At 64.8% G+C, this 18,773-nt stretch carries 20 protein-coding genes; 8 read left to right on the top strand and 12 right to left on the bottom strand.

Features of this window, described 5'->3' with window-relative positions; genetic code table 11:
- Window positions 1-6: 6 nt before the first annotated feature.
- The 3 genes from DK874_RS10005 to DK874_RS09990 all read right to left on the bottom strand — a co-directional run bounded on the left by DK874_RS10005 (window position 7) and on the right by DK874_RS09990 (window position 2,736).
- A complete protein-coding gene (locus DK874_RS10005; RefSeq protein WP_114313882.1) occupies window positions 7-1,383 on the bottom strand; it encodes an FAD-binding oxidoreductase in 1,377 nt (458 codons plus the stop codon).
- Between the two features lie 143 nt (window positions 1,384-1,526).
- Complete coding sequence (locus DK874_RS09995; protein WP_162798778.1) at window positions 1,527-2,486, bottom strand: aldo/keto reductase family protein; 960 nt, start codon at window positions 2,484-2,486, stop codon at window positions 1,527-1,529.
- Between the two features lie 43 nt (window positions 2,487-2,529).
- Complete coding sequence (locus tag DK874_RS09990; protein WP_114313881.1) at window positions 2,530-2,736, bottom strand: CDGSH iron-sulfur domain-containing protein; 207 nt, start codon at window positions 2,734-2,736, stop codon at window positions 2,530-2,532.
- Between the two features lie 52 nt (window positions 2,737-2,788).
- Between DK874_RS09990 and DK874_RS09985 the strand changes: the two genes are divergently transcribed.
- Entirely contained in the window at window positions 2,789-5,098 is a 2,310-nt protein-coding gene (locus DK874_RS09985; protein ID WP_162798777.1) for a penicillin acylase family protein, read from the top strand.
- A 190-nt stretch (window positions 5,099-5,288) separates the two neighbouring features.
- Here the strand turns inward: DK874_RS09985 and DK874_RS09980 are convergent, their stop codons facing one another.
- Window positions 5,289-7,370, bottom strand: coding sequence for an AAA family ATPase (locus DK874_RS09980; RefSeq protein ID WP_114313879.1), 2,082 nt, complete (start codon window positions 7,368-7,370; stop codon window positions 5,289-5,291).
- A 69-nt stretch (window positions 7,371-7,439) separates the two neighbouring features.
- Between DK874_RS09980 and glgC the strand changes: the two genes are divergently transcribed.
- From glgC to DK874_RS09960, 4 genes are read left to right on the top strand one after another with little or no spacing between them, the layout of a single operon-like run.
- A complete protein-coding gene (gene glgC / locus DK874_RS09975) occupies window positions 7,440-8,684 on the top strand; it encodes a glucose-1-phosphate adenylyltransferase (RefSeq protein WP_114313878.1) in 1,245 nt (414 codons plus the stop codon).
- A 2-nt stretch (window positions 8,685-8,686) separates the two neighbouring features.
- Window positions 8,687-9,373, top strand: coding sequence for a SagB/ThcOx family dehydrogenase (locus DK874_RS09970; protein WP_114313877.1), 687 nt, complete (start codon window positions 8,687-8,689; stop codon window positions 9,371-9,373).
- Between the two features lie 27 nt (window positions 9,374-9,400).
- Window positions 9,401-10,075, top strand: a complete 675-nt coding sequence (locus DK874_RS09965) for a response regulator transcription factor (protein WP_114313876.1) — start codon at window positions 9,401-9,403, stop codon at window positions 10,073-10,075.
- Window positions 10,075-10,446 carry a gamma-glutamylcyclotransferase family protein gene (locus DK874_RS09960; RefSeq protein WP_114313875.1) on the top strand — a complete coding sequence of 124 codons (372 nt, stop codon included), beginning with the start codon at window positions 10,075-10,077 and terminating at the stop codon, window positions 10,444-10,446. The genes DK874_RS09965 and DK874_RS09960 overlap by 1 nt, the downstream gene beginning before the upstream one ends.
- On the opposite strand, the gene DK874_RS09955 is transcribed toward DK874_RS09960, so the two are convergent.
- A complete protein-coding gene (locus DK874_RS09955) occupies window positions 10,443-10,880 on the bottom strand; it encodes a type II toxin-antitoxin system VapC family toxin (protein ID WP_114313874.1) in 438 nt (145 codons plus the stop codon). The two genes, DK874_RS09960 and DK874_RS09955, sit on opposite strands and share 4 nt — an antisense overlap.
- Complete coding sequence (locus DK874_RS09950; RefSeq protein WP_114313873.1) at window positions 10,877-11,140, bottom strand: type II toxin-antitoxin system Phd/YefM family antitoxin; 264 nt, start codon at window positions 11,138-11,140, stop codon at window positions 10,877-10,879. Before DK874_RS09950 ends, DK874_RS09955 begins: the two co-directional genes overlap by 4 nt.
- Window positions 11,141-11,170: 30 nt before the next feature.
- Here DK874_RS09950 and DK874_RS09945 point away from each other — a divergent pair, with 30 nt between their 5' ends.
- The gene (locus DK874_RS09945) at window positions 11,171-12,490 is read left to right on the top strand and encodes a glycogen synthase (RefSeq protein WP_205387579.1); all 1,320 of its coding nucleotides are present in this window, start codon (window positions 11,171-11,173) and stop codon (window positions 12,488-12,490) included.
- 5 nt (window positions 12,491-12,495) lie between these two features.
- Entirely contained in the window at window positions 12,496-13,131 is a 636-nt protein-coding gene (locus DK874_RS09940; RefSeq protein WP_114313872.1) for a tetratricopeptide repeat protein, read from the top strand.
- On the opposite strand, the gene dusA is transcribed toward DK874_RS09940, so the two are convergent.
- From dusA to DK874_RS09915, 5 genes are read right to left on the bottom strand one after another with little or no spacing between them, the layout of a single operon-like run.
- Entirely contained in the window at window positions 13,018-14,052 is a 1,035-nt protein-coding gene (dusA, locus tag DK874_RS09935) for a tRNA dihydrouridine(20/20a) synthase DusA (RefSeq protein WP_114313871.1), read from the bottom strand. The two genes, DK874_RS09940 and dusA, sit on opposite strands and share 114 nt — an antisense overlap.
- The gene (gene ispH / locus DK874_RS09930) at window positions 14,045-15,064 is read right to left on the bottom strand and encodes a 4-hydroxy-3-methylbut-2-enyl diphosphate reductase (RefSeq protein ID WP_114313870.1); all 1,020 of its coding nucleotides are present in this window, start codon (window positions 15,062-15,064) and stop codon (window positions 14,045-14,047) included. Before ispH ends, dusA begins: the two co-directional genes overlap by 8 nt.
- A gap of 1 nt (window position 15,065) precedes the next feature.
- Window positions 15,066-15,662, bottom strand: a complete 597-nt coding sequence (locus tag DK874_RS09925) for a hypothetical protein (protein WP_114313869.1) — start codon at window positions 15,660-15,662, stop codon at window positions 15,066-15,068.
- Window positions 15,650-15,841, bottom strand: coding sequence for a hypothetical protein (locus DK874_RS09920; RefSeq protein WP_114313868.1), 192 nt, complete (start codon window positions 15,839-15,841; stop codon window positions 15,650-15,652). The genes DK874_RS09925 and DK874_RS09920 overlap by 13 nt, the downstream gene beginning before the upstream one ends.
- A gap of 7 nt (window positions 15,842-15,848) precedes the next feature.
- Window positions 15,849-16,841, bottom strand: a complete 993-nt coding sequence (locus DK874_RS09915) for a polyprenyl synthetase family protein (protein WP_114313867.1) — start codon at window positions 16,839-16,841, stop codon at window positions 15,849-15,851.
- Window positions 16,842-16,858: 17 nt separating this feature from the next.
- Here DK874_RS09915 and DK874_RS09910 point away from each other — a divergent pair, with 17 nt between their 5' ends.
- Window positions 16,859-17,689, top strand: coding sequence for a DMT family transporter (locus DK874_RS09910; protein WP_114313866.1), 831 nt, complete (start codon window positions 16,859-16,861; stop codon window positions 17,687-17,689).
- Here the strand turns inward: DK874_RS09910 and moaA are convergent.
- Window positions 17,667-18,644 (bottom strand): GTP 3',8-cyclase MoaA, encoded by a 978-nt coding sequence (moaA, locus tag DK874_RS09905; protein ID WP_114313865.1) that lies wholly within the window; start codon window positions 18,642-18,644, stop codon window positions 17,667-17,669. The genes DK874_RS09910 and moaA overlap by 23 nt on opposite strands.
- Between the last annotated feature and the right edge of the window lie 129 nt (window positions 18,645-18,773).

Below are 18,773 nucleotides of genomic sequence, written 5' to 3'. Positions count from 1 at the left end.
CCATCCTTAACTATAGCCAGGGGAAAAGCTTATGTCAAGCACCTTGCCCGGGTTCAAAAGCCCCTCGGGGTCCAAGAGGGCCTTTAGTTTTCGCATCCAATCCAAGGCGGGGCCGTGTTCCAAGGGAAGGTACTTTTTCTTCCTTAGCCCCACCCCGTGCTCGGCGGTGCAGGTGCCGCCAAGCTCCAAGGCCCTTCGCACCAAGGCCTCGGCGTAGGCTTCCGCCTTGGGGTAGTCCTGGGGGAGAACGGGCACCAGGGTGTGGAAGTTCCCATCCCCCACGTGGCCCAGGATGTTTCCCGTAAGGCCCATTTCCCCTAGAAGCCCTTGGGCGTAGCGCACCATGGTGGGGAGGTGGGAAAGGGGAACGGCCACATCGGTGATCACGAAGCGGTGCCCCGGAAAGAGGTGCACCAAGGCCCAGTAGGCCTGGTGGCGGGCTTCCCACTGGCGCCGGCGCTCCTCTTCCGTCTTGGCGGCCTCCACCTCGAGGGCTCCCTCCTCCCGCATGATCTCCAGGGCCAGGGCGCTTTCCGCCTCCAGGGCCTCCTTGGTGGAGGAGTGGAACTCCAAAAAGAGGGCCGGCTTCTCGGGAAAGCCCGCTTGCAGGTGGCGGTTTAGGGCCCTGAGGGCCAGCTCGTCCAGTAGCTCCAGCCGGGCCACGGGAAGCCCGCTGGCCATCACCCGGTAGCTGGCCAAGGCGGCTTCCTCCACCCCGGGGAAGAAAACCCTTAAGGTGTGGATGTGTTCGGGCAGGGGGTGGAGCCTAAGGGTGAGGCGGGTGATGATCCCCAAGGTCCCCTCCGAGCCAATGAAGAGGTCCTTTAGGTCGTAGCCCGCGCTGGTCTTACGCACCCCCCGGCCCAGTTCCAATACCTCCCCGCCTGCCAAGACCACCTGGAGGGCCAAAACATTGGCCCGCATCCCCCCGTAGCGCACCGTGGTGGTGCCGCTGGCATTGGTGGCGGCCATGCCGCCCAAGGTGGCGTCGGCCCCGGGGTCCACGGGGAAGAATAGCCCCGTGCCCTTGAGGGCTTCGTTTAAGGCCTTGCGGGTGAGGCCAGGCTCCACCACGCAAAGGAAGTCCTCGGGGCGCACCTCCAGGATGCGGTTCATGCGGCTGAAGTCCAGGCTCAAGGTTTCCTTAAGGGGGTAAAGGTGACCCTCGAGGCTGGTCCCCGCCCCAAAGGGAATCACCGCCAGGCCCTTTTCCCTGGCAAATCTCAAGGCCTCTTGCACATCCGCCACGCTTTCCGGGTAGACCACCGCCAGGACCTCCCCCTCCTCGGGGTACCCCTCGTCCCGCCCATGCCGGCGGCGCTCCGAGGGGGAGGCGTCCACCTTGCCCGGGAAAAGGCGCCTTAAGGCTTCCAGGGTGTCCATGGAGGCCAGTTTAGTCCGGCTTGGCGTCGGGGAGAAGGGTTTCCGCTTCCCGCACGTGGGGGATCAGGTATCCGGAAAGGCCCCATACAACTCCCAGGCTACGGATCCACCTGGGGCTGGCCCCGGCGCCGAAATAGGCCCCTTTACGCCTCGCCTTTCAGGATGGCCTCAATCCGCTCCAGGGCTTCCTTGGGCAGATCCACCCCAGCGGCCCCCAGGCTTTCTCGGATCTGCTCCGGCCGGGTGGCCCCGGTGATGGCGCTGGTGATCCCCGGGAGCCTGAGCACCCAGGCAAGGGCCAGCTGGGTGCGGGTGAGGCCCAGCTCATCCGCCACCGCCTTAAGCTTCTGCACCTTCCTCCGGTTTTCCTCCGTGAGGAAGCGCTCGGCGAACTGGGGGTAGCGGGCGAAGCGGCTTTCCGGCGGGATGCCTTGGTCGTACCGTCCGGTGAGCATGCCCATGGCCAAGGGGCTCCAGACCACCAGGCCCATGCCGAAGCGCTGGGCTTCGGGGAGGATCTCCCCTTCCACCCGCTCGCGGTAGAGCATGGAGTACTGGGGTTGCTCCACCACGGGCGGGTGGAGGCCGTTTTCCCGGGCGAAGGTCACCGCCTCAGCGATCCGGGGGGCGGGCCACTCCGAGGTACCCCAGTAGAGGGCGTAGCCCTTCTCCACGATGGTGTGCATGGCGTAGACGATCTCCTCCATGGGCACCTCGGGGTCATAGCGGTGGGCGAAGAAGAGGTCCACGTACTCGGTCCTTAGGCGCTTTAAGCTTTGGGTGATGCTTTCCAGAAGGTGCTTACGGCTTAGGCCGCGGTCGTTGGGGTCTTCCGACATGGGCCAGTAGGCCTTGGTGGAGAGGACCAGGGTGTGCCGGGGAAACTCCCTGAGCACCTCCCCCATGACCTCTTCCGCCAGGCCCCGGGCGTAGACGTCGGCGTTGTCAAAGAAGTTCACCCCGCCCTCGTAGGCGATCTTGACGATCTCCCGGATGGTTTCCTTGTCCTTCACCACATCCCCAAAGGTGACCCAGGCCCCCAGGGAGATCTCCGAGACCTTCAGGCCCCACTTGCCCAGTTTGCGGTAGCGCATCTCGCCCATGGCTCCCCGAGTGTACCCCTTGGGGCCGGGGATGACCAGCGGGTCAGTCTTCCACCTCCAGTACCCCGCCCGGGGCCTGGAAGCCGATCCTCTTGTGGGTGCCGTCGCAGAAGGGTTTATTGACCGAGCCTCCGCAGCGGCACAGGAAAACCCGGGGCCTTTCCAAGACCTCCTCCCTTTCCCCCATCCGGATCCGGAAGCGTTTTCCCTCTAGCCGGATGGGGCCGTTTTCCAGGAACTCGAGCCGCATGGGGCCATTTTAGCCCCTGAGCGTTGGGCTAAGTGGTATACTCGGTCCAACTATGAAACGCCTCTTGCGGGTTTTAGCCTGGCTTCTGGGGCTGGCGGTTGCCGCCCTTGGCCTTTTGGCCTTGGGGGCCTATGTGACCTTGCGGGCTTCCCTGCCCCAGGTGGAAGGGCGTATGGCCCTAAAGGGCCTGGATGCCCCGGTGGAGGTGGGGCGGGATGCCAAGGGGGTGGTGCGCATCCGGGCCCAGAGCCTACAGGACCTCTTCTTTGCCCAAGGCTTTGTCCACGCCCAGGAGAGGCTTTGGCAGATGGAGTTCCAGCGCCGGGTGGGCCAGGGAAGGCTTTCCGAGGTGCTGGGAGAGGCCACCTTGGCCCAGGACCGCTTCTTGCGCACCTGGGGCTTTTACCGGGCGGCCCAAGGGGCCTACGAGAGGCTTTACCCTGAGGAAAAAGAGGCGGTGGATGCCTATGTGGCTGGGGTGAACGCCTTCTTGGGAAGCGGGGCGCCCTTGCCTCCGGAGTTCCGCCTTCTGGGGTTCCGCCCCGAGCCCTGGACGGGCCCCGACGTCCTGGTCTGGGCCAAGATGATGAGCTTTGACCTCAGTGGCAACTGGGAGGAGGAGCTTTTGCGCCACCGCCTCCTAAGCCGGGGGATAAGCCCCCAGAGGCTCCTCGAGCTCATCCCCCCCTACCCTGAGGACGCCCCCACCATCCTGCAAGGGGAGGACCTAAGGCTTCCCATGGAGCGGGAAGAGGCCCCGGCGGCCTTACTTGAGTTGGCCCCACCCCGGTTCCTGGAGGCCAGCAACAACTGGGTGGTGGCGGGAAGCCGCACGGTCACGGGAAAGCCCCTCCTGGCCAACGACCCCCACCTGCGCCTGGGGGCGCCAAGCCTTTGGTTTCTCATGGCCCTGGAGGCCCCCGGCTACCGGGTCATCGGGGCCAGCCTCCCCGGGGTCCCCGGCATCGTGATCGGGCGCAACCACCGCATCGCCTGGGGGGTGACCAACGTGGGGGCGGACGTGCAGGACCTCTACCTCCTGGAGGACGTGGAGGGGAAAGGGTACCGCTACAAGGGCCAAATCCTCCCCTACAGGGTTAGGGAGGAGCGCATCCGGCTAAAAGGGGGCAAGGAGGAGGTCCTGCGGGTGCGGGAAACCCTCTATGGGCCGGTGATCACCGACGCCCTGGAGGACCCCCCTAAGACCCCTATGGCCCTGCGCTGGGTGAGCCTGGATGCGGAGGACCACATCCTCATGGCCTATCTGGGGATCAACCGGGCGCAAAGCTGGCAGGAGTTCGTGGCCGCTCTAGGCCACTACTCCGCCCCCAGCCAAAACTTCGTCTACGCCGATGTGGAAGGGAACATCGGTTACATCGCCCCTGGGAAGTTCCCCATCCGCAAGGAGGGGCACACCGGGATGGTACCGGTGCCGGGCAATGGGGAGTGGGACTGGCTGGGCTACCGCAAGCCGGAGGAGTGGCCCAAGGTGCTGAACCCCAAGGAGGGCTTCCTGGTCACCGCCAACAACAAAGTCACGCCCAAGGGCTTCCCTTACGCCCTCACCTACGACTGGGCCGAGCCCTACCGGGCGGAGCGCATCCGGGAGCTTCTTCTCTCCAAGGAGAAGCTTTCCCTGGAAGACATGAAAGCCGTCCAGCAGGACCAGAAGACCCTCCTCTTCCGGGATTTCCGTCCTGCTTTGGAGCTTCTCCATCCCCTTTCCGAAAGAGGCCGGGCCTGGCGGGAAAGGCTTTTGGCCTGGGATGGGGTGATGGACAAGGCCTCGGAGGAGGCCCTGGTCTTCGCCCTCTGGTATACCGAGCTCACCCGCTTGCCGAGGGGAGAGGTGGGGGATGAGTTTTGGGACGAGCCTCGGTATCTCCTAAGAGCCCTTAAGGAGGGGGACAAGAACTGCGACCAGCCAGAGACCGAGTACCGGGAGTCCTGCCTGGACTTCGCCACCTTGGCCCTGGAAAGGGCCTTGGATCGGAAGGAGGCCCTAAAGGTCCGCTCTTGGGGCGAGGCGCACTGGGCCACCTTCCCCCATGCGGTCCTCACTCACACCCCCTTGAGGCGCTGGACGGACCGTAGGGTTCCCTTTGGCGGCGACCGGTACACGGTGAACGTGGGCCCCTTTGATCCCAAAACCCTCCTCATGTCCCACGGGCCCAGCTATCGGCAAATCGTGGACCTGGCCAATCCGGAGGCCTCCCTCTTCGTCCACCCCATGGGCCAGACGGGGCATTTCCTATCCGCCCATTACGCGGATCTCCTTCCCGGGTGGGCCCAAGGCCGCTACCTTTCCATGGCCTTCCGGGTGGAGAGGGAAAAGGTTCTGCTTTTAGAGCCGGGGCGGTAGGGTTGGGCCACCCCGGCCAATCCTTTTTCGGGCCACGCCCTTGGGCACCCACGGAGCACCTTGGGGGGAGGAAGGGGATCATACCACCCCACCCTGGCTTGCGCCAGGGTGGGGGCCCCGGAAAGGGCCTCCGGTAGGCGTCATCTCGTTGGGGCTTAGCGAAGGAAACAAGAAACAAGAGGAAAGGGTATCACTCCTCCTTCTCTAGCTTCTGGAAATGCTCCAGCACCTCCCGCACCCTATCGTGGACCCAGTAGGCCTTGCGCCCGAAGAGGAGCTCTATGGCCTCGTCCACCCCCTCCACCGCATAGAGGTGGAAGCGCCCTTTCTCCACCACTTCCACCACCTCCTTGCGCAGGGTGAGGTGGGGAAGGTTAGCCTTGGGAAGCACCACCCCCTGGCTTCCCGTAAGCCCTAAGGTTTGGCAGACCCGGAAAAACCCCTCCACCTTCTCCGCCACCCGGCCCACGGCCAGGACCCTCCCCGTCTGGTCCAGGCTTCCGGTCACCGCCAGGTCCTGCCTCAGGGGAAGCCCGGAGATGGCGGAAAGCACCGCCAAAAGCTCCGCTAGCCCCGCGGAATCCCCTTCAATGCCCCCATAGCTTTGCTCAAAGACCAGGCTCACCGTGGCGGAAAGGGCCCCCAGGCTGGCATAAGTGCCCCGCAGGTAACCCGCCAGGGTGAGGACCGCCTTGTGGAAGACCTGCCCCCCCAGGCCCACCTCCCGGTCGATGGAGAGGATGCCTTCCCGCCCGGGGCCCGCCTGGGCGGTGATGCGCACCGGCCGCCCCTGGGGCAGGGGGCCTTCCACCACCACCAGACCGTTGATCTCTCCGATCCGCATCCCCTGGACCTCGAGGGCCACCACCCCCTCCTCCAGGTCCTTCAGGTAAAGCTCCTCCTCCAAGCCGAACCGCTCCTGCCTTGCCAGGAGGGCCTTTTCCACCGCATCCCGGTCCACGGGCTCTTTCAGGGCCGAGGCCTCTTTGGCCAGGTCCAGAAGGCGGTAAAGCCTGGCGTCCAGGCGTTCCTTATGCCCCGCCCAGCGCCGGGCCTCGTCCGCCAGGGCGGAAAGGCCCTCGGGGGTCAGGGCCACCCCCTCGGCCTCTAAAAATCCCCCCAGGTAGGCCACGTTCTCCTTCGTGTAGGGGATGTCGGGACTGAACTCCACGCGGAAGGGGAATAGCTCCAAAAACTCCTCGTCCTCCTCCAGGAAGGCGATCACCTCCGGGGGGCCCACCAAAAACACCTGGGCCTTGAGGGGGGCGGGCTTGAGGCGGGGGCCCTTGACCTCGGGCCTGGGGGCTAAGGGCTCCACCTCCCCTGTGGCCAGGGCCCGCTTTAAGAGGGTGTAGCTTCCTAGCTCCCACACCCGGTGGGCCTCGAGGACCAAAACCCCCCCCGTGGCCCGGTGCAGGGCCCCGGGGCGCAAAAGCCCCAGGTGGGTGGAGAGGTGGCCCTCTTGCATCTCGTACTCCAGGTGGCCGAAAAGCCTTTCCGGACTGGGGTTGGGTTCGTAGACCACCCGGCTTCCCCCCTCCACCAGAAGGCGGGGTAGGAGCCTTTCTAGGGCCGGGGTTTCCTCGAGGGCGGCCGCCCGCAGGAGGGTTTCCGTGATCCAGTCCAGGTACCGCCCCGCCTGGGGAAAGCGCCCTTTCAATTCCTGGGCCTTGGGCAGGAGGAAGCGCTCGGCAAAACCCCGCCTCAAGGCGGCCACCTCCGCCTCCGCGCGCTGGCGCACGTCCACGTAGGCTAAGACGGTTTCCTCCAGCTTGGCGGAAAGCTCCGGGGGTAAGGGGCCCTTGCCCGAAAGCCTCAGGCCTTCTTCGCCTTCCAAAAGGGCAAACCCATAACCCTCCGCCTCCTGGGCCAAGGCCTTCAGGAGGGCTTCGGCCTCCTTCTCGTAGCGGGATTCCACCAGGCTTTTGGCGTAGAGGAAGCCCTTTTCCCGGAATAGGGCGGGAGTGAACTCGGTCATGAGGGCCTCCACCCCTTCCACCAGGGCCCGGCCTTGGCCCTCGGGGAAAAGAAGGGGAAAGGCTTCCTCCCCCAAGGGCAGGTAGACCAGTTCTTCCTTGGGAAAGGTGCGCCCTTCCAGGAGGGCGAGGAGGCGCTTTCGTTTGCCTAGGCCGCTTGGCCCCACCAAATAGCCGTGCCCCCCCTGGCGGAAGGCGGCCTCGAGGGCCTTTAGAGCCCGCTCCTGGCCGAAGAAGAGGGGCGCAGGCTTGGGATGAATGGCCGGGGTGAACCAGCGCAAGGGGAAGACCCGCATCGGGCTTCACTATACCCGGACGTTTGCCCCAGGGCTTTGGGGTAAACTGGCGGGCAAAGGAGGGATTCTATGGTGAAGGTGGAGGTTTTGGGGATGATCCTGGCGGGGGGGCAGGGAAGCCGCCTTTATCCCCTTACCGCCAAGCGGGCGAAACCTGCGGTGCCCTTCGGGGCCAAGTACCGCATTATTGACTTTGTTCTTAATAACTTCGTGAACTCCGGGATCTACTCCATCTACGTGCTCACCCAGTTCAAGGCCCAGTCGCTCACCGAACACATCCAGCGCTACTGGCGTTTCGGGGCTTTTTTGGACGACCACTTCATCCTCCTGGTGCCGGCCCAGATGTACCGCTATGAGGAACTGGGCCCCGTGTGGTACCGCGGCACCGCCGACGCCATCTACCAGAACCTGCACCTGGTGCACAACCATGCCCCCCAGGCGGTGGCCATCTTCGGGGGGGACCACATCTTCAAGATGAACATCCGCCACATGGTGGAGTACCACTACGAAAAACGCGCCGACATCACCATCGCCGCCTACCCCGTGCCGGTGGAGGAGGCCAGCCGCTTCGGGGTTTTGCAGGTGGACGAGGACTGGCGCATCACCGAGTTCCAGGAGAAGCCCAAAAGCCCCAAACCCCTACCCAACAAGCCCCACCTGGCCCTGGCCTCCATGGGCAACTACATCTTCCGCACCGAGGCCCTCTTTGAGCTTCTGGAGGCCGACGCCCGGGACAGCACCTCCAGCCATGACTTCGGCAAGGATGTGATCCCCAGGGCCCTCAAGGAGGGGTATAGGGTCTTTGCCTATGATTTCCACCGCAACCCCATCCCCGGCCAGGAGGGTCCCAACCTGTACTGGCGGGATGTGGGCACCCTGGACGCCTACTTTGAGGCCAGCATGGACCTGGTCAAGGTCATTCCCGAGTTTGACCTCTTCAACCCCGAATGGCCCCTAAGGACCGCCAACCTCTTCAGCCCCCCTGCCAAGTTCGTGCACGAGACGGGGGAGCGGGTGGGCCGGGCGCTGAACAGCCTTCTGGCCGGGGGCGTCATCGTGAGCGGCGGGACGGTGCGGGAGTCGGTCCTCTTCCGCCGGGTGCGGGTGAACTCCTACAGCCTGGTGGAGCGCTCCGTCCTCTTTGACGACGTGGAGGTGGGCCGCTACTGCAAGATCCGTAACGCCATCATTGACAAGGACGTGAAGATCCCTCCCCATACCGAGATCGGCTATGACCTCGAGGCCGACCGGGCCCGGGGGTTCACCGTTACCCCGGAAGGGGTGGTGGTGGTGCCCAAGGGTTACCGCTTCTAGCCATGGAGAAGCATCCGGGTAAGCTTTTCTACCGCCTTTCCCGCCTGGCCCAAGGGGAGGAACTTCCCCTAAAGCGGAGGCCCAAGGCTAAGGTCTACGCCAATCCCCTGGAAACCCAGGCCCTGCCCCCCTTCCGGGAGGAGGGAGGGCCGCCTTTGTTCCGGGTGCTTTCCCAGCTCAGGCCCCTTTTGCCCGAGGTGGGCTCGGCCCTTACCCTGAAGGACCTTTCCCAGGTCCTCTATCCCTTGGCGGAACGCTTGGGGAGGCGGGGGTTTCCCTCGGCGGGGGAGGCGTACCCCTTGGAGGCCTATTTGGTGGTGCGCCGGGTGGAGGGGGTGTTCCCTGGGGTGTACCATTACTTCCCCAAGGAGCACCAGCTCTTCCAGATTGCCGCCAAGGTGGAGGAGGCCTCCTGGTCGGAGGCGCTTTTGGGGCTGGATTTGGGGAAGGCGGCGGCCCTTTTGGTCTTCACCCTGGTGCCGGAACGGAGCGAGGCCTTGTTTGGGCTAAGGGGGTACCGGTATGCTCTTTTGGAGGCAGGCTATGCTGCGGGCCTGGTCCTCTTGGCGGCGGTGGGCCAGGGTTTGGCCGCCTACCCGGCGGAAACCTTTTATGATGAGAGCGTGGCCCGGCTCTTGCGGCTTCCGGAAGGGGAGTATCCTGGAGTGGTGGTGATTCTTGGGCGTTAGGATTAACGGGGTATTCAGGAAGGCATTATGGCGCGGATTCTCTTGGTGGAGGACGATCCCCAGGTGGGGGAGCTGGTCAAGCGATTTCTGGAAAAGGAGGGGCTTGGGGTGGACTGGGCCCGCACGGGCCGGGAGGCCTTACATCAGGTCTGGAATAAGGCCAAGCCGGACCTGGTGGTCCTGGACCGGGGGCTTCCCGACCTGGAGGGCCTCGAGGTCCTCAAGGCCTTGCGGGACCTGGACCCAATGCTTCCGGTTTTGCTCCTAACCGGTAAGGCGGACGAGGATAGCCGGGTGGAGGGGCTATTGGAGGGGGCGGACGACTACCTGGGCAAGCCCTTCTCCCTTAGGGAACTTTTGGCCCGCATCAAGGCCCTTCTCCGCCGAAGCGGCAAGGAGGGAAGGCGGCATTTCGGCCCCCTGGAGCTGGACCTGGAGGCCAAGAAGGCCTACCTGGAGGGTCAGCCCTTGAAGCTTTCCGCCACCGAAACCAACCTCCTCTTTGTTCTGGCCCAGACCCCGGGAAGGGTGTACACCCGGGAGGAACTTTTGGAAAGGGTTTGGGGACCTGAGTTTGAGGGCTCCGAGCGGGTGGTGGACGCCTATATCCGGCTCCTGCGGAAAAAGCTCAAGGACAACCCCCAAAGCCCCCGGTTCATTGAAACCGTGGTGGGGATGGGCTACCGCTTCCTGGGCGAGTGATGGAGCGGGTGTTTGTCTACGGCACCCTGAAGCGGGGGGAAAGGAACTACCCTTTGGTGGAGGGGCTGGTGGTGAAGGTCCTGCCCGGGCACGTGGAGGGCTTTCGCCTTTTTCACCTGGCCGAGGGGCGGGACCGCCCTTACCCCTATCCCGGCATGGTTCCCGGGGAGGGAAGGGTCTACGGGGAGGTCCTCTTTTTGCCGGAGGAGGCCCTTTCCCTCCTGGACGGGCTGGAGGAGGAGGGGGAGGAGTACCGGCGGGTTCGGGTCTGGGTGGAAACGGAGGAGGGCCCCCTTTCCGCCTGGACGTACCTCTACCTGGGGGACCTCGAGGGGGCTATCCCCCTGCCCCAAGGGGAGTGGCGGGGTTAGGCTTCCCCCGGGTCGGGGAGTACGGGGAACCCTTCCCTAAGAGCCGCTCCTGCCAAGCGCAGATCCAGGGTTACAAAGGGAAGGTCCTGGGGCCGTCCCCGGCTGGCCACCCAGGCTGCAGCCAGCTGCAGGGCATCCCCGGTGCGCAAGGGGTGGGCGAAGAGGAGGCGGCGCACGGTTTTCCGCACCTCCTCCCCCGGTAACACCTCGTACCATGCCCTTTGTAACCTTTCCAGACGATCCAGGGCTTTGGCCAGGGGCGCATCCTTCAGGACTCCCTCGCGGGCTTTACGGGCAAGAGCGGAAAAGAGCTCCGGCTCAGTTCCCCACCAGACCACCACCAGGGGATTTTCCAGATAGAGCCTTTGCATCCTTTCCGTGGCGGCCTCCAGGGCCAGGAGGGGAAGAAGAGCTGAGGCGTCCCAGAACCTCATCCTTCCTCCCGGCGCTCCTCCAAAAGGGCCTCCACCAGCCCGGGTATCCGGGGCATTCCGGCAAAGTCCAGAACCTCCCCACTCCCCGGACGCACCATTCCCAGGCGCACCAGCTCTTCCAGGCCCTCGGGCAAGGCGGCGGGCACCAGCCTGGCCACGGGTCTGCCGCGGTCCAGGATGAGGATCTCCTCCCCTGAGCGCACTTCCCTTAGGAGCTTGGAGAGGTGGGCCTTGGCCTGGCTCACCGACACCCTACGCATACGACCATTATAGTCGATTATATTGTGACCATGAAGGTCCTTATGGTGGCCCCTGAGGCCTACCCCTTGGTAAAGGTGGGCGGGCTTGCGGATGTGGTGGGGGCCTTGCCCAAGGCCTTGAGGCCCTTAGGGGTGGAGGCCTGGGTTCTTCTGCCTTGGCACCGGGGTCTTGTGGCCGAAAGGGTAGGGGAGGTGGCCTATACCTTTGCGGGCCGGGAGGAAAGGGCCCCTTTGGGAGAGCGGGTGGAGGGAGGGGTGCGGTTTTTCCTCCTGGGCGTGAGTGGTTTTGACCGGGAGAGGGTCTACGGCTACCCCGACGATGCCGAGCGCTACCTGCGCTTTGCCCTGGCGGCAAGCCGGGTGGCCCGGGGGTTTGACCTGGTCCACGCCCATGACTGGACGGCCGCGCTCCTTGCCCTGACCGCCCCCGTGCCCGTGGTCTACACCATCCATAACCTGGCCCACCAGGGCCTTGTGGATCCCGCCCTGTTCTTTCACTGGACGGGGCTTCCCTGGAGCCTATTCCATATGGAGGCCCTGGAGTTCTTCGGCCAGGTGAACCTGATGAAGGGGGGCATCGTCTTTGCCCGGGCGGTGACCACGGTGAGCCCCTCCTATGCGGAGGAGATCCAGACCCCGGAGTTCGGCATGGGGCTGGACGGGGTGCTGAGGCGGCATAGGGAAAAGCTCTTTGGCATCCTGAATGGCTTGGACCTGGAGGTCTTTGACCCCGCCCGTGACCCCCACCTTCCCGCTCCCTACTCCCAGGAGGATCCCAGGGGCAAGGCCCTGGCGCAAAAGGCCCTTTCCCAGCGCACAGGCCTGGCCCAGCCCATTTTGGCCTACGTGGGCCGCCTGGATGGGCAGAAGGGCCTGGACCTCATCCTAGAGGCCATCCCCCGCTTGCGGGAGCTGGGTTTTCGCCTCCTAGTCCAGGGGGTGGGGGAGGAGGGCTTGGGGAAGGCCCTTAGGCGGGCGGAGGAGGAGAACCCTGGCTTTGTGCGGTTTGTGGAGGCCTACGACGAGGCCCTGGCCCGCCTGGCCTATGCGGGGGCCGATGCCCTTTTGGTTCCGAGCCGCTTTGAGCCCTGCGGCCTGGTGCAGATGATCGCCCAGCGCTACGGCACCCCTCCCGTGGCCCGGGCGGTGGGGGGGCTTAAGGACACCGTTGAGGACGGGCGCACGGGGGTGCTCTTCCAAACCTACCACCCGGAGGGCCTGCTCTATGGGGTCCTGCGCCTTTTCCGCTTGGGGCCGGAGGCCCTGGGTCTAAGGGGCATGGAAAAGGACTTCTCCTGGGCCAAAAGCGCTGAGGCCTACCGCCGGGTTTACCGTTTGGCCTTAGGCTAAAGGGGATGGTGAAGGACCTCGAGGCCAAGGCCCTGGCGGGGGATCTCGAGGCCCAGGCCCTGCTTCACTTCGTGCGGCTTCTTCGGCACAAGGACTATCCCGGGGCCAGGGCCTATGCGGAAGGCTTTCCCGAAGGGCCTAAGGAAAGGCTTTTAGCGGGGCTTCGCCTCTTGGAGGAGGCTCCGGAGCGTTTGGAAGACCCCCTGTTCGCCGCGGAAAGGGAGGTGGTCCTGGGGGTCAAGGCGGTGGGGGAGGGGAGGCGGCAGGAGGCCGAAGCCCACTTCCACAAGGCCCTTTCCCTTGATCCCCAGCACCACCGGGCCCTGGTCAACCTGGGCAACCTCTATCAGGAACGGGGGGAACTGGAGGCGGCCTTGGACCTTTACCAGCGGGCCTTGAAGCTGGCCCCGGACGACCCCTTGGTCCACGAGAACCTGGCGGCCCTTTATAAGAAGAAGGGGGACCTGGACAGGATGGTGGCCCACATGAAGCGGGCCACCCGGCTCAAGATGCGCCCGCCTGTCCCCCTAGATCCCCTGACGGGAAAGCCCCAGCCCCGCCCGCTTCACCGCCGCATTCCCCTTTGGGTTTGGGTTTTCCTCCTCGCCCTCCTGGCCTACTTTCTCCTGAAGAAGCCTTAGGGCCTGGTCCAAGGCATCCAGGGAACGCCCTTCCGAAAGGAGGCGCCGCCAAAGCCTTCCCCCGGCTTGTCCCCGGAAGAGGTTCAGCAGGTGCCTCAGCACCGCCCAAGGGGGGGTGCCCCTTTCCGCCTCTTCCGCCAAATAGGCCCGCATGCGCTGGGCCACCTCCAGGCGGTTTGGCCTGTGGTCCAGGCCATACACCTGCCGGTCCGCCTCCGCCAATACAAAGGGGTCCTCGTAGACCGCCCGGCCCATCATGACCCCATCCACCTTCTCCAGGTGGGGAAGGGCTTCCTCCAGGGTGCGTACCCCCCCGTTCAGGACGAAGGTGAGGTGGGGGAAATCCTCCTTGAGCCGGTGGACCCAGTCGTGGCGCAAGGGGGGAACCTCCCGGTTCTTCCGGGTGGAGAGCCCCAGCAAGGCGCTACGGGCATGGACGATGAACACCCTGACCCCCGTTTCCCCATAGCGTTCCACCCAACGGGCGAGGAGGGGATACCTTTCCCCCTCCACCCCCAGGCGGAGCTTCACCGTGACGGGGATTTCCACCGCCTCCACCATGGCCCTGAGGATCTCGGCCACCCTTATGGGGTCTAGGAGGAGACAGGCGCCAAACCCTCCCTCTTGGGCCTTCTCCGAGGGGCAACCCAGGTTCAGGTTCACCTCGTCGTACCCCCAGGCCTGGCCTATCCGCGCCGCCTCCGCCAGGCTCTTGGGGTCCGAACCCGCAAGTTGCAAGGCGATGGGGTGCTCCGCTGGGTGGAAGGCGAGAAGCCGTTCGGCCTTTCCCCGGAGCACCGCCTGGTCCACGGTCATTTCCGTGTAAAGCCGCACCTTACGGCTTATCTGGCGGACCAGGTAGCGGAAGTGCCGGTCCGTCCGGTCCACCATGGGGGCCACGGAAAGGCGGTGGTCAGACACCCCTTAAGACCTCCTCCGGGGACAGGGCCCTGGGTTCGCGGAAGACGATGCCCTCCTCCTCGCCTTCCTCGATCACCTCGAGGCCCGGATTTTTTGCCTGCAGGAGCGCCACCAGCTCCTGCACCAGGTCCTCAGGGGTGCTGGCGGCGGAGGTGATCCCCACACTCTCGGCACCCTGAAGCCATTCCTCCCGGAGATCCCGGGCGCTTTCCAGGCGGTAGGCCCTGCCGGTGAGGCTCTGAGCCAGTTCCAAAAGGCGCATGCCGTTGGAGGAGTGGGGGCTGGTGAGCACCAGGAAGAGATCCACATGGGGAGCGATGCGCCGGACCGCCTCCTGGCGGTTCTGGGTGGCGTAGCAGAGGTCTTTTCTGGCGGGGACCACCAGTTTGGGGAAGCGCTTTTTTAAGATTTCTATGGTCTTAAGGGTGTCCTCCACACTCAGGGTGGTCTGGGTGAGGACCACCACCCGCTCCGGGTCGGGAACCTCCACGGTACGGGGATCAGCCAAGCGGGGGTCCTTGCCCACGTGGGTGTGCACCGCCACCAGGATGGTCCTTTCCGGGGCCTCCCCGTAGGTGCCCTTCACCTCCTGGTGGTCGGCGGAATCCCCCACCAGGAGGATCCAGTACCCTTCCCGGGCGTAGCGCCTGGCCTCGGTGTGCACCTTGGTGACCAAGGGGCAGGTGGCGTCCAGGATGTGGAAGCCCATCTCCGCCGCCTTTTTGCGCACGGCGGGGGGGTGGCCGTGGGCGGAGAAGACCAGGGTGCCGGCCAAGGGTCTTTCTTGGCGAAGTCTTTCTATTTCGGCGAGGTCCTCCACGAAGTGCACCCCCTGGGCCTTAAGGCGTTCCACCACGGTCCGGTTGTGGACGATCTCGTGGTAGACCACAAGCTCCCCCCTTGGCCGCAAGGCCTCGGCCCAGCGCTCCACCGTCTGGATGGCCATCACCACCCCGGCGCAGAAACCCCTGGGCCGGGCCAGGTACACCCGCTTAAGCCCCATGCCCCCCATTCTAGGCCTTCTTCTCCTCTTCCTTTGTGGTTTGGGCTAGGGCCTTTTGGGCCATTTCCCGGGCGAAGGGGGTCTGGGCCCTTTCCAGGGCCTTTCTGGCGGTTTCCCGCCCCTTGCCCCCTGGGCGGAATCCCTCCTGGGCCAGGGCCAGGAGGGCGAGGGCCGTGGCGGGGAAGGGAAGCCCTTCCTTTTCCAAAATCCCAAGGCCCTCCCCGTAGCGATGGAGGGCTTCCCGGTACGCACCCCTTAGGAGGGCCAGGCTTCCCTCCTGGAAGGCACGGGCGGCCCTTAGAAGGCCATCCCCTTCCACCAGGGGTTCGCCCTCCTGGGCGGAGAGGTGGGCGGCCTCGAGGAGCCTCTCCAAGGCCAAGCCCCGCTCCGCTTCCGGCAGAAGGGGGGAGTAATGGGCTTGGAACAGGGGGGCAAACCAGGAAAGGCGGAGGGGTTTTGCCAGGCGGAAGGTTTCCCCGTGGGCCTCCACCCCTTCGCCCAGGGCCCTGAGCAGGGGAACCAGCCTGGGAAAGCGGGCCCGCACCTCTTCCCGCCTGGCCTCCCCCCTGAGGGCCAGGAAAAAGAGAAAGCCCCCTACTCCTTCCACGCCTCCACTTCCTTGTAGTGCACCAAGGCAGCGAAGAGGGGAGAAGCTCCCCCAGCCACGGAGAACTTGACCTCCACTAGAACCACATCCTCAGGCAGGTCTTCCACAAACCGATTGAGCCTTTCCTGGAGGATGTCGGGGTCGTTGGCGGTGAGGATCTTAAAGCGCACACCCTGCATGGCCCTATTATGCCCTGCGTTCCACCAAGGCGGTGAGGAGGGCTTGCAGGTGGGAGGCGGCATCCCGTCCGGGTAGTTGCTCCAGGTGGGGGATAAGGGCGCCTAGGCCCTCGTGCGCTAGCCTCTTGGCCTCCTCCTTGGCCCAGGCCACCGCCCCCGAGGCCAAAAGCCGTTCCCAAAGCCACCGCACCTCGGCCTCGGGCTTGGCCTCCCGGGGGAGGCGTAAGAGGGCCTCGGCCCGGGTGCGTTCCTCGGGAGGCGCTTCCTGGAGGTAGCGGATCAGGATCAAGGTGCGCTTGCCCTCGTAGAGGTCCCCGGCCAGCTCCTTGCCATAGGCCTCGTCCCCCTCCAGGTTGAGGACATCGTCCATGATCTGGAAGGCCACCCCTAGCTTAAGCCCCGCTTCCTGGTAGAGGGTTGGGGGGCTGTGTCGGGAGAGGAGGGCCCCCAGCCGTAACGGGGCCACGGCGGTGTAGTAGGCGGCCTTGTGGGCCACCATGCGGAAGTAGTCCTCGGGGGCCAGGTCCAAGCGGCCGGAGAGGGTCCAGAGGAGGTCCAGATGCTGCCCGTAGGCGGTGCGGCGCACCACCTGGTGGAACTCGGCCAGAACCGTGGGGGGCAGAATGCCGGCCTCGAGGCCCTTCACCAGAAGCCCCCACATCTCCCCGTGCAGGGCATCCCCCGCGTTCAGGGCCAGGGGCATGGGGTAGAGGCGGTGGAGGGCGGGTCTTCCCCGGCGTTCCTCGGAGCCGTCCTCTATGTCGTCGTGGATAAGCACCCAGTTCTGGAAAAGTTCCAAAGCAGCCCCTGCCCAAAGGCTGGCCTCGAGGGAAGCCCCGTGGGCCAGCCCCGCATAGACCACCAAGAGCCCCCGGAGCCTCTTGCCTCCCCGGGATGGGTACTCCTGAAGAAGAGCCTGGTAAACGGGATCGGAATGGACCAGGTGGCCTAGGAGCCTTTCCTGAAGGGCATCCTTCACTTCCTGGGGGGAAGGCACCATGCTATACACTTTAGGCCATGCGCGGCTACGCCCTGGGCCTTTTTGCCCTCAACCTCCTCACCCTCCTTTGGGGCACCACCTTTGTGGTGGTCAAGGGGGCGGTGGGGGAGATGGCCCCAAGCCTGTTGGTCTTTCTCCGTTTTCTTCTGGCCAGCCTCTTCTTCCTGCCCTGGGCCTTCCGGCTGCCCAAGGGGGTTTGGGGACCGGGTATGGAGCTGGCCTTCTGGCTTCTTCTAGGCTATGCCTCCCAGGCGGTGGGCCTCCTGTACACCTCGGCGAGCCGTAGCGCCTTTATTACGGCCCTCAATGTGGTATTGGTGCCTTTGATCCTGGGACTGGTGGGCCGCAGGCTGGGGGGGATCTGGGTGGCCGCCCTTTTGGCCTTTTTGGGGGTGGGTTTCCTTTCCTACGATCCCCGGCAGCCTCCTCTGAACGTGGGGGACCTTTGGACCCTTCTCACCGCCCTCACCTACGCCCTTTACATCGTGCGCCTCGAGGTGCACGCCAAAACCTTTCCCTCCCTGCCCCTCACTGCGGTGCAGGTCTTCGGCACGGCCTTCCTGGCCCTGCCCTGGGCCCTTTGGGAAGGGGTACGGTGGGAAGGGGTGCCTTGGGGGGCGGTCTTCTACCTGGGGGTAGTGGCCACGGCCCTCACCACCTGGCTCCAAACCTGGGGGCAGAGGTACGTGCCCGCCCCCCAGGCGGCCATCCTCTACACCCTGGAACCCGTCTGGGCTACCCTTTTTGCCTTTATCCTCCTGGGCGAGCGGTTAGGGCTTTTGGGTGTTCTGGGAGCGCTTTTGGTGATCCTTGCCACCTTGCAGGCTATCCGCCGATCCCCAGCATGACCCGCTTCCTTAGCGTGGGGAGGGTGTTGCCGAAGGCGGGCTTGCGGTTGGTGGCGATCAGAATGGCATCCACCAAGGCCTCCACCGGCTCCTGGGCGGCGAAGGCCCAGGAGATATCCATCTCCAAATCGGTAAGGAGGCAGGGCCTAAGCTTCTTGTCCGAGGTGAGGCGAAGCCGGGAACAGTTGGAGCAAAAGGGCTCGGTGACGGGGTTGATGAAGCCCAAAGTGCCCTGGGCCCCCGGGATCCGGTAGACCCGGGCTGGGGAGGTGGGGTCGTGGGGGACGGGTTCTAGGGGACCATAGACCTCTTCTATCCGTGCCCGGATCTCCTTCCCCGACACGAAGCGACGGCGGTACTCCTCGGGGTCGGAGTTGTCCAGGTGCATGTACTCGATGTAGCGCATGTGCAAGGGGCGGTCCAGGGAGAGGCGGGCTAAGGGCACTACCTCTTCCTCGTTCATCCCTCGGATCACCACGGCGTTGAGCTTGACGGGATGAAGGTCCAGTTCCAAGGCGGTTTCTATGGCCTGCAACACCCGCTCCACCTTTCCTCCCCGGGTAATGCGGGTAAAGACCTCAGGGGTAATGGCATCCAAGGAGATGTTCACCCGGTTTAGGCCTGCCTGGACCAGTTCCTTGGCCCTTTTGGCGAAGAGGAGACCGTTGGTGGTGATGGCCACGTCCTCGATCCCCTCCTTGGTCCGGGCCTTTTCGATCATCTGGGGTAGCTCCTTACGCACCAGGGGCTCCCCACCCGTGAAGCGCACGGCGGAGAGGCCTAGAAGGGAAGCGGCCTCGAGGAAGTGGTCCACCTCCTCCACCGTGAGGGTTCCCGGGGGCTCGGCCATCTCGAGGCCTAAAGGATGGCAGTAAAGGCAGTGCAGGTTGCACCGGGGGGTAACAGAGATACGAAGGTCTTTGATAACACGCCCGTAGTTGTCCAGTAGCTTCATGCCCTTTCCCCCTTTGGGCCACCATACTACGCCCCCGGCCATAGGGCAAGGGATAAAAAAACAAACCCCCAGGCATAAGCCTGGGGTTTTGTTGGAGCGGGAGACGGGACTTGAACCCGCGACCCCGAC

The organism is Thermus caldifontis (assembly GCF_003336745.1).
Lineage (GTDB): Bacteria > Deinococcota > Deinococci > Deinococcales > Thermaceae > Thermus > Thermus caldifontis.
The sequence above is the reverse complement of the archived record's forward strand: the minus strand, read 5'-3'. Positions and strand labels throughout refer to the sequence as shown.